This is a genomic window from Colwellia sp. (assembly GCF_013215345.1).
In the GTDB taxonomy this organism is placed as follows: Bacteria; Pseudomonadota; Gammaproteobacteria; order Enterobacterales; family Alteromonadaceae; genus Colwellia.
In genome coordinates this window covers 1-8,396 of sequence record NZ_JABSOV010000142.1, presented here as the reverse complement: position 1 = coordinate 8,396, position 8,396 = coordinate 1, and the positions used below count along the sequence as shown (strand labels likewise).

Annotated in this window: 13 protein-coding genes; 2 read left to right on the top strand and 11 right to left on the bottom strand. The window is 39.6% G+C overall.

Translation table 11 applies throughout. From position 1 onward, the window contains the following. Positions 1 to 157: 157 nt before the first annotated feature. The 11 genes from rpsQ to rpsJ all read right to left on the bottom strand — a co-directional run bounded on the left by rpsQ (position 158) and on the right by rpsJ (position 5,170). Complete coding sequence (gene rpsQ / locus HRT50_RS16155; protein WP_291616352.1) at positions 158 to 409, bottom strand: 30S ribosomal protein S17; 252 nt, start codon at positions 407 to 409, stop codon at positions 158 to 160. Further along, on the bottom strand, positions 409 to 600 hold the full coding sequence (rpmC, locus tag HRT50_RS16150; RefSeq protein ID WP_011041714.1) for a 50S ribosomal protein L29: 192 nt from the start codon (positions 598 to 600) through the stop codon (positions 409 to 411). Before rpmC ends, rpsQ begins: the two co-directional genes overlap by 1 nt. Then, entirely contained in the window at positions 600 to 1,013 is a 414-nt protein-coding gene (gene rplP / locus HRT50_RS16145) for a 50S ribosomal protein L16 (RefSeq protein ID WP_291616347.1), read from the bottom strand. Before rplP ends, rpmC begins: the two co-directional genes overlap by 1 nt. Positions 1,014 to 1,023: 10 nt before the next feature. Then, on the bottom strand, positions 1,024 to 1,719 hold the full coding sequence (gene rpsC, locus HRT50_RS16140) for a 30S ribosomal protein S3 (RefSeq protein ID WP_291616345.1): 696 nt from the start codon (positions 1,717 to 1,719) through the stop codon (positions 1,024 to 1,026). Between the two features lie 12 nt (positions 1,720 to 1,731). After that, complete coding sequence (gene rplV, locus HRT50_RS16135) at positions 1,732 to 2,064, bottom strand: 50S ribosomal protein L22 (protein WP_019026501.1); 333 nt, start codon at positions 2,062 to 2,064, stop codon at positions 1,732 to 1,734. A 10-nt stretch (positions 2,065 to 2,074) separates the two neighbouring features. Continuing rightward, entirely contained in the window at positions 2,075 to 2,350 is a 276-nt protein-coding gene (gene rpsS / locus HRT50_RS16130) for a 30S ribosomal protein S19 (protein ID WP_011041718.1), read from the bottom strand. A gap of 97 nt (positions 2,351 to 2,447) precedes the next feature. Then, complete coding sequence (rplB, locus tag HRT50_RS16125; RefSeq protein WP_291616339.1) at positions 2,448 to 3,272, bottom strand: 50S ribosomal protein L2; 825 nt, start codon at positions 3,270 to 3,272, stop codon at positions 2,448 to 2,450. Positions 3,273 to 3,284: 12 nt separating this feature from the next. After that, positions 3,285 to 3,587, bottom strand: coding sequence for a 50S ribosomal protein L23 (gene rplW, locus HRT50_RS16120; protein WP_011041720.1), 303 nt, complete (start codon positions 3,585 to 3,587; stop codon positions 3,285 to 3,287). Then, on the bottom strand, positions 3,584 to 4,189 hold the full coding sequence (gene rplD, locus HRT50_RS16115; protein ID WP_291616355.1) for a 50S ribosomal protein L4: 606 nt from the start codon (positions 4,187 to 4,189) through the stop codon (positions 3,584 to 3,586). The genes rplW and rplD overlap by 4 nt, the downstream gene beginning before the upstream one ends. Positions 4,190 to 4,205: 16 nt before the next feature. After that, the gene (gene rplC, locus HRT50_RS16110) at positions 4,206 to 4,844 is read right to left on the bottom strand and encodes a 50S ribosomal protein L3 (protein ID WP_291616333.1); all 639 of its coding nucleotides are present in this window, start codon (positions 4,842 to 4,844) and stop codon (positions 4,206 to 4,208) included. 14 nt (positions 4,845 to 4,858) lie between these two features. After that, positions 4,859 to 5,170: a 30S ribosomal protein S10 gene (gene rpsJ / locus HRT50_RS16105; RefSeq protein WP_019026497.1), complete on the bottom strand. Its 312-nt coding sequence runs from the start codon at positions 5,168 to 5,170 to the stop codon at positions 4,859 to 4,861. A 582-nt stretch (positions 5,171 to 5,752) separates the two neighbouring features. On the opposite strand from rpsJ, the gene HRT50_RS16100 reads away from it, so the two are divergent. Together HRT50_RS16100 and HRT50_RS16095 are read left to right on the top strand one after the other, a co-directional pair. After that, positions 5,753 to 7,585 (top strand): sulfatase-like hydrolase/transferase, encoded by a 1,833-nt coding sequence (locus tag HRT50_RS16100; protein ID WP_291616329.1) that lies wholly within the window; start codon positions 5,753 to 5,755, stop codon positions 7,583 to 7,585. A gap of 320 nt (positions 7,586 to 7,905) precedes the next feature. Next, positions 7,906 to 8,313 (top strand): diacylglycerol kinase, encoded by a 408-nt coding sequence (locus HRT50_RS16095; protein WP_291616327.1) that lies wholly within the window; start codon positions 7,906 to 7,908, stop codon positions 8,311 to 8,313. Positions 8,314 to 8,396 lie beyond the last annotated feature (83 nt).

Sequence of the window (8,396 nt, the reverse complement as noted above, 5' to 3'; positions counted from 1 at the left end):
AATTACGTAAACTAATTTCCACTTCCATTTATGAGCAGACTTAGAAATTATGTCAATTTCATCTAACCCAAAAGAGAGACATAAAAAAAGACCTTAACAAATAAATGTTAAGGTCTTTTGGCAACTATTTAAAGTTTAATTAAGTATAAATACTAAATTAAGCTTTTCTAATTACGTCAACTAATTTCCAGTTTTTAGACTTAGAAATTGGTGCAACTTCAGTAATAGTTACGATATCGCCTTCGTTACATACGTTAGCTTCATCATGTGCTTTCAACTTAGTTGAACGCGTGATGTATTTACCGTACATAGGATGCTTTACGCGACGTTCGATCATTACAACGATAGACTTATCCATCTTGTTACTGATAACAACGCCTTGTACTGTGCGGATTTTAGCTTCGCTCATTACTTACCTGCCTTTTCAGTGATGATAGTCTTAACACGTGCAATATTGCGACGTACGATTCTTAGCAAATGAGTTTGTGCTAATTGACCAGTGCTTGCTTGCATGCGGTAGTTAAACTGCTCGCGAAGAAGTTCTAGTAATTCAGCGTTAAGCTCTTCAATGCTTTTTGCTTTAAGTTCACTAACTTTCATTACAATGCTGTCCTAGTTACGAAGGAAGTTTTGAATGGTAGTTTAGAAGCGGCTAAAGCAAAAGCTTCACGCGCGATTTCTTCCGAAACACCTTCCATTTCATAAAGAACACGACCTGGAAGAATTTGGCAAACCCAATATTCTACAGAACCCTTACCTTTACCCATACGAACCTCAAGAGGTTTTTTAGTAATTGGCTTATCAGGGAATACGCGTATCCAGATTTTGCCTTGACGTTTAACATGACGAGTCATGGCACGACGAGCAGCTTCAATTTGGCGCGCAGTCATACGACCACGTTCAAGTGATTTCAAACCGAAAGTACCGAAGCTAACTGAACTACCTACGTGTGCTAAGCCACGGTTACGTAGTTTATGTTGCTTACGGAATTTAGTACGTTTTGGTTGTAACATTACTTATTCCTTACTTCGCTTTGCGGGTGTTTTTTCTTTTAGGTTTAGCAGCTGGTTGCTCTACTTGCAATGGCATTTTGCCAATGATTTCACCTTTAAAGATCCAAACTTTGATACCAATTACACCATAAGTAGTGTTACCACGCGCAATTGCGTAGTCAATATCAGCACGTAATGTATGTAAAGGTACACGACCTTCACGATACCATTCAGCACGTGCGATATCAGCGCCGCCTAAACGACCACTAACTTGTACTTTGATGCCTTTAGCGCCAAGACGCATTGCGTTTTGAACTGCACGCTTCATAGCGCGACGGAACATAACACGACGTTCTAATTGACTAGCAATGCTGTCTGCAACAAGCTGCGCATCCATTTCTGGCTTACGTACTTCAGCGATGTTGATTTGAGCAGGAACACCAGCAATTTTAGTAATTGCTAAACGTAGTTTCTCAACATCTTCGCCTTTCTTACCGATAACAACACCCGGACGAGCCGTGTGAATTGTTACGCGGATAGATTTAGCTGGACGTTCGATTATCACTTTTGAAAGTGATGCACGTTTAAGCTTTTCTTTTAAAAATTCGCGAACCTTGTGGTCGCCGGCTAAGTTGCTAGCAAAATCTTTTGTGCTTGCAAACCAAGTAGACGCGAAAGGTTTCGTGATACCTAAGCGAATACCGTTAGGATGAACTTTTTGACCCATACTAATATACTCCTAAGAATCAGACACGATCACAGTGATGTGACTAGTGCGCTTGATGATGCGATCGGCTCGGCCTTTCGCACGTGGCATAATACGTTTCATTGTTGGACCATCGTCAATTAAAATAGTTTTAACGAATAATTCATCAATATCTGCACCTTCGTTATGCTCGGCATTTGCGATAGCTGAGTTAAGTACTTTTTTAACTAACTCAGCAGCTTTCTTGTTGCTGTAAGTTAGAATTTCAAGTGCTTTCTCAACATTTACGCCACGGATTTGATCCGCAACTAAACGCGCTTTCTGAGCAGAACCGCGGGCAAATTTATGTATAGCTATTGCTTGCATTCAATTTCCCCTATTTCTTCGCTTTCTTATCAGCGACATGACCGCGATAAGTACGAGTTGGTGCAAATTCTCCTAATTTGTGACCGATCATTTCTTCGGTTACAAATACAGGAACGTGTTGACGGCCATTATGGACAGCTATGGTCAATCCGATCATCGTAGGGATGATCATTGAACGACGGGACCAAGTCTTAATTGGCTTTTTATTCCCGCTTTCCACCGCTTTCTCTACCTTCGTCAACAAGTGTAGGTCAATAAATGGACCTTTCTTGAGGGAACGTGGCATGGTGAATCCTTATATAATTCAAATTCTTCATGTTGAACCTAGTCTTAACATAAGTTAGCTAAGTTCAAGCAATCAGAATATTAGTTTAATGTACTAATTACTTAGTACGACGACGAACGATAAATTTATCAGTACGTTTGTTCGAGCGAGTCTTGTAACCCTTAGTTGGTACACCCCAAGGTGATACCGGATGACGACCGCCAGATGTTTTACCTTCACCACCACCGTGTGGATGGTCAACTGGGTTCATGGCAACACCACGAACAGTTGGGCGAACACCGCGCCAGCGTGAAGCACCAGCTTTACCAAGTTGGCGAAGCATGTGTTCAGAGTTGCCGATTTCACCTAAAGTAGCACGACAATCTGCTTCAACTTTACGCATTTCGCCAGAGCGAAGACGTAAAGTAACGTAAGCACCATCTTTCGCAACTAATTGTGCGTAAGTACCAGCAGCACGTGCAATTTGCGCGCCCTTGCCTGGTTTAAGTTCGATTGCGTGAATAACGCTACCTAATGGTAGGTTACGTAACGGCATAGTGTTACCAGCTTTGATAGGAGCATCAACACCTGACTGGATAGTATCTCCAGCGCTTAAGCCTTTAGGGGCTAAGATGTAACGACGTTCACCATCTGCATATAAAACTAATGCGATGTTAGCGCTTCGGTTTGGATCGTATTCTAAACGTTCTATTTTGGCTGGAATGCCATCTTTATTACGTTTAAAATCAACGATACGATAATGTTGCTTATGACCACCACCAATGTGACGAACCGTAATGCGACCATTATTGTTACGACCACCAGACTTAGACTTAGTGTCTAATAATGGTGCATAAGGCTTACCTGTATGAAGCTCTTTGTTTACCACTTTAACTAGGTGACGACGACCCGGAGAAGTAGGTTTACATTTTACTATAGCCATTTTAACTGCTCCTTATGATTCCGCGCCAACGAAGTCGATGTCACTACCTTCTGCAAGAGTAACGTAGGCTTTTTTCCAGTCGTTACGACGACCAAAACGAGCACCGGTACGTTTTACTTTACCCTTAACATTAAGTGTATTAACACCTTCAACTGTAACTTCAAAAAGTTTCTCAACTGCGGCTTTAATTTCAGCTTTAGTTGCATCTGTAGCTACTTTGAAAACAACAGTGTTGTTTGCTTCAGCGGCTGTAGTTGCTTTTTCAGAAATATTCGGTGCTAAAAGCACTTTCAACAAACGTTCTTCGTTTATCATGCTAAAATCCCCTCAATTTCTTTAATTGCATCTGCAGTGATTAAAACTTTTTCGAAACCAACCAAGCTTACTGGGTCGATTGCTGCAACGTCACGAACGTCAACTTTGTACAAGTTGCGTGCTGATAAGAACAAGTTCTCGTCAACTTCTTTCGTTACAATCAATACGTCTTTAAGCTCTAAACCTTTTAACTTAGCAACAAGTTCTTTAGTTTTAGGCGTTTCTACCGAAAAATCGTTAACTACTACTAAACGGTCTTGACGAACTAGTTCAGATAGGATGCTAGCGATAGCACCACGATACATTTTACGGTTAACTTTTTGGCTGTGATCTTGAGGTTTAGCAGCGAATGTTACGCCACCAGAACGCCAGATTGGACCACGAGTAGTACCGGCACGTGCACGGCCTGTACCTTTTTGACGCCATGGTTTTGCACCACCGCCGCTAACTTCTGAGCGAGTTTTCTGAGCACGAGTACCTTGACGAGCACCAGCTGCGTATGCAACTACTACTTGATGTACTAACGCTTCATTAAACTCACGTCCAAAAGTTGCTTCGGATACTTCTAGAGCACCTGATGCGTCTTTTAATGATAATTCCATCACAAAATCTCCTGGACTAAGCTTTAACAGCTGGTTTGATGATTACGTTGCCATTGATAGCACCCGGAACTGCGCCTTTAACAAGCAACAAGTTACGTTCTGCGTCAACGCGAACCAATTCAAGGTTTTGTGTAGTAACGCGCACAGCACCCATGTGACCAGACATCTTTTTGCCTTTGAAAACGCGACCTGGTGTTTGACATTGACCTAACGAACCGTTTGATCTATGTGATAACGAAACACCATGCGTTGCATGTTGCATAGTAAAGTTCCAGCGTTTAATACCGCCTTGGAAGCCTTTACCTTTCGATGTACCAGTAACGTCTACTAATTTGATGTCATTGAAAACTGAAACAGTTAGTTCACTGCCGGCTTCAATATCACTACCTTCATTTTCGTTCAAGCGGAATTCCCACAAGCCGCGGCCTGCTTCGATACCTGCTTTAGCGAAATGACCCGCAGCTGGTTTTGTTACACGGCTTGCTCTACGCTTGCCAGTAGTAACTTGTATTGCTGCATAACCATCGTTGTCTACAGTTTTAACCTGAGCAACACGGTTTGCTTCAACTTCAAGAACGGTTACAGGTACCGATACGCCATCTTCTGTGAAGACACGAGTCATACCTACTTTACGTCCAACTAGACCTATAGTCATTGTTAAAACTCCTCTTAGCCCAAGCTGATTTGAACATCAACACCAGCTGCAAGATCTAAACGCATTAATGCGTCTACAGTCTTTTCAGTTGGCTCAACGATATCAATCAGACGCTTGTGAGTACGAATTTCGTACTGATCACGTGCATCTTTGTTAACGTGTGGAGAAGTCAAGATAGTGAAACGTTCTTTGCGTGTAGGAAGTGGAATAGGACCACGAACCTGTGCGCCAGTACGTTTTGCAGTATCAACGATTTCTGCTGTAGATTGATCAATCAAACGATGATCGAACGCTTTCAAACGAATGCGAATTCTTTGATTTGACATGAAGACAAATCCCCTTTTTAAAGAACAAAAAAACACGACCCTCTACTTCCTTATGTGCCGGAAGGGGGTGTGTTAACTATAAACATTCAACTCAAAATTAGAGCTGCTGTGAAATAAACAAGAATCTAGTTCTTCTTTATTTAGTGCTATAAGTTTTACTTAACAATAAAAGTATTAGTAAAAGTCTTTAGCAAAGCACACTCAATTTGGCTGAATGCGAGCGCGTATTATACAAGAAAGCTTATTGTGTGCAAGCTTTCTTGTTGATAATTGTTAATTAAGGCGTTTTCAATGGTATAGGGAAGTGCAGACGTTACGTAGTGTATAGGCAGGTTTTCAGCATAGACTTATTATTTAATCCAGTAAAATTAACTTACGTAAGTTAAGCAAGTAAAAGCAAAAATGTAACTCTTACAGAAACTTACATCTGTTATTGAGTTGCTTACACTCTTATCTACCTGGTTTACACTTTCATTACACTTGTCTTACGGTTAGTACAATTTCATTGAATTAGAATTTATGCACCTATCCCTTATGATGATATTCAGCTAGTAATCAGCTGCTGAATTCGCAGCCACTTCAATGAAAACTTTATTCAAGCACCTACAATTTGCCACTCGTTATGTATTCATTAGTTTTATTACTAGCTTAGCGCTGTTAACTGTATTTATATATTCAGCTTACCAGCATGGGACTTTCAGCACTTTTATTTATGGCCTGAGTATCCCAAGTTATTATTATTTAGTTTGTTTGCTACTGACCTTGATGTTAACGCCACTGTTATATAGTAATAAAGTGGCTGTGTTGATCATTATTCCGAAAGTACTACTCGATATTTTTTTACTGGCAGATATTTTGGTCTTTAATATTTATCGCTTTCATATCGATATGCTTTTTATAGAAATGGCTATCTTTGATTTTCAAGGTATAGGTTTATCTTGGGGCATGAGTTTACTGGTTATTATTGTAGCTATTGCTGTCGTCGCCCTACAAGTATTTATTTATGGCAAAGCTAAGCAATTAGCCAATATGAAAACTACCCTGGTTAATATTGGTATTATTAGCCTTTTTCTCTTGGGTCAAGGCATACATATTTGGGGTAACTACACTAAGCAAGAAAGTATTCTGACATACACTCCTTATATGCCTTATTACGCCCCCATAACGTCAACGGGCATGATGGCAAAGTTACAAAAAAAATTCCCAGCATTACTTGTGGTTAATACTTCAACTAATGAACCCATCATTGAGAATAAAGTATCTTCGCAACGTTTTAACTATCCAATTAAGCCACTTGTTTTTGATGAAAGTGATAACAATACGCCACTTAATGTATTGTTATTTGTTGTTGAAAGTTGGCGGGCTGATATGCTGACCAGTGACATAACCCCTTATATTTCGGAGTTTGCTAAAAAGAGTCATCAATTTGAAAACCATTACAGTGGTGGTAATGTCACTGTCTCGGGGTTATTTAGTTTGATGTATGGTTTAAATCCGAGTTATTTAGCCAGTGCCCAATCAGCCCCTTTTAAGCATCAAAGTATGCTCACTAAAAGCTTTGCCCAACAGGGTTACAATATAAGCTCATACAGCGGCTCTAATTTTAATCGCTTTGCTATGAAAGCAATGTTTTTTGGCGATATATCAGAGCCTCTTTATATTTACCCAAAGCAGGGCAGTAGCAGCAAAAATGATAAACAAGTAGCCGATAACGTTATCGCTGATATTAAGTCGATTAGTGGTGATAAACCTTGGTTTAAGTTTGTATTTTTGACTTCATCACATCATGATTATGACTACCCTGAACATCATAGGAAATTTATACCTACACCTAAAGTGACCGCTGAATTTCTCGTCAACAAACATATTAATGCTCAGCCATTTTTAAATGACTACCAGAATTCTCTGCATTATATTGATTCGCTATTTAAGCAAATTCATCAAGCAGTGATTGATACTGGTCAAGATAAAAATACCGTCATTATTATCACTTCAGACCACGGTGAAGAATTCAATGATAATGAACAAGGCTATTGGGGGCATGGTAGTAACTTTACTCAAGCACAAACCAGAGTGCCGTTAGTAATGCATATTCCTGGGCAAAAGAATTTAGTTAAGCAAATTAATCGCTCTGCTCATGTTGATGTAGTACCTACATTACTAAAGCATGTGCTAAATAGTACTTCACCGTTATCGCATTTTAGTTCGGGTTTTGATTTATTCGATTTACCAAAAAAACGTGGTGTCGCCATGGCGAGTTATATTGATAAGGCTTACCTAGTTGATAATACTATCTATTCCAGCGGCTTGTTAACCAATAAATACCATATTGACGATTTGAATAAAAAACCTGATATCATTAACTATCAACAACTGCAAATCTTGCGACAGCAGGATAGCCACTTTCTTCAGTAGGTTCATACCCATTACTATTCATAGTGCAAGGATTCAGTGGGAGTTAAAATGACATGAGGTAAGGAGAGTAGGTTTTGTATAGTCACTCTATAATTTGTTTCTTTAACTTAGTATAAAGTCATTTTAAACCCATCGAAGAAGCGCTTGAACAACATCACTTCATCGTTGCTGTGACTTATAAGGACGGTACAGGAAGTACCTTATTAGATAATGCAGGAGCATATTATCCTGAATAACCATTATTTCATCACAGCGCCTTGAATTGAAATTGCTCAAACACTCTGAAACATGCACCTTGATTAGTAACGGGTATTATTAATATGAACGAAAATCACTCGGCACAAGCAGAGATAAAAAATAAACCAAACGGTTCAGGTTTTACACGAATATTAAAAGCAACGCGGTGCTCTTTACTAGGTTTACAAGCCGCGTATAAACATGAGTCAGCATTTAGGCAAGAGTTGTGTTTATGCCTTTGCTTAATTCCTCTTAGTTTATTTATTGCCTCCAGCGGTATGCAGTTAGCATTATTATTAAGCTCTTTAATATTATTACTGTTAGTGGAAGTTATAAATTCAGCGATAGAAGCTGTGGTAGACCGAATTGGCCTTGAGCACCACGAGCTATCAGGTCGAGCAAAAGATCTTGGCTCTGCGGCGGTATTTTTAGCCCTTTGTATTTGTGTCGTTACTTGGGGAGGCGTTTTCTTTGATAATTATTTTAGTTAGTAAAATGCAGTAGCAAGGTCGAAGCAGCAAAAAATGGCTGAAATAATTGTGCTATAACTCACTTAGTGCAGATGACCTTCAAA

Coding starts and splice junctions, on each gene's coding strand:
- rpsQ (WP_291616352.1), bottom strand. CDS start 409: ATGAGCGAAGCTAAAATCCGCACAGTACAAGGCGTTGTTATCAGTAAC.
- rpmC (WP_011041714.1), bottom strand. CDS start 600: ATGAAAGTTAGTGAACTTAAAGCAAAAAGCATTGAAGAGCTTAACGCT.
- rplP (WP_291616347.1), bottom strand. CDS start 1,013: ATGTTACAACCAAAACGTACTAAATTCCGTAAGCAACATAAACTACGT.
- rpsC (WP_291616345.1), bottom strand. CDS start 1,719: ATGGGTCAAAAAGTTCATCCTAACGGTATTCGCTTAGGTATCACGAAA.
- rplV (WP_019026501.1), bottom strand. CDS start 2,064: ATGCAAGCAATAGCTATACATAAATTTGCCCGCGGTTCTGCTCAGAAA.
- rpsS (WP_011041718.1), bottom strand. CDS start 2,350: ATGCCACGTTCCCTCAAGAAAGGTCCATTTATTGACCTACACTTGTTG.
- rplB (WP_291616339.1), bottom strand. CDS start 3,272: ATGGCTATAGTAAAATGTAAACCTACTTCTCCGGGTCGTCGTCACCTA.
- rplW (WP_011041720.1), bottom strand. CDS start 3,587: ATGATAAACGAAGAACGTTTGTTGAAAGTGCTTTTAGCACCGAATATT.
- rplD (WP_291616355.1), bottom strand. CDS start 4,189: ATGGAATTATCATTAAAAGACGCATCAGGTGCTCTAGAAGTATCCGAA.
- rplC (WP_291616333.1), bottom strand. CDS start 4,844: ATGACTATAGGTCTAGTTGGACGTAAAGTAGGTATGACTCGTGTCTTC.
- rpsJ (WP_019026497.1), bottom strand. CDS start 5,170: ATGTCAAATCAAAGAATTCGCATTCGTTTGAAAGCGTTCGATCATCGT.
- HRT50_RS16100 (WP_291616329.1), top strand. CDS start 5,753: ATGAAAACTTTATTCAAGCACCTACAATTTGCCACTCGTTATGTATTC.
- HRT50_RS16095 (WP_291616327.1), top strand. CDS start 7,906: ATGAACGAAAATCACTCGGCACAAGCAGAGATAAAAAATAAACCAAAC.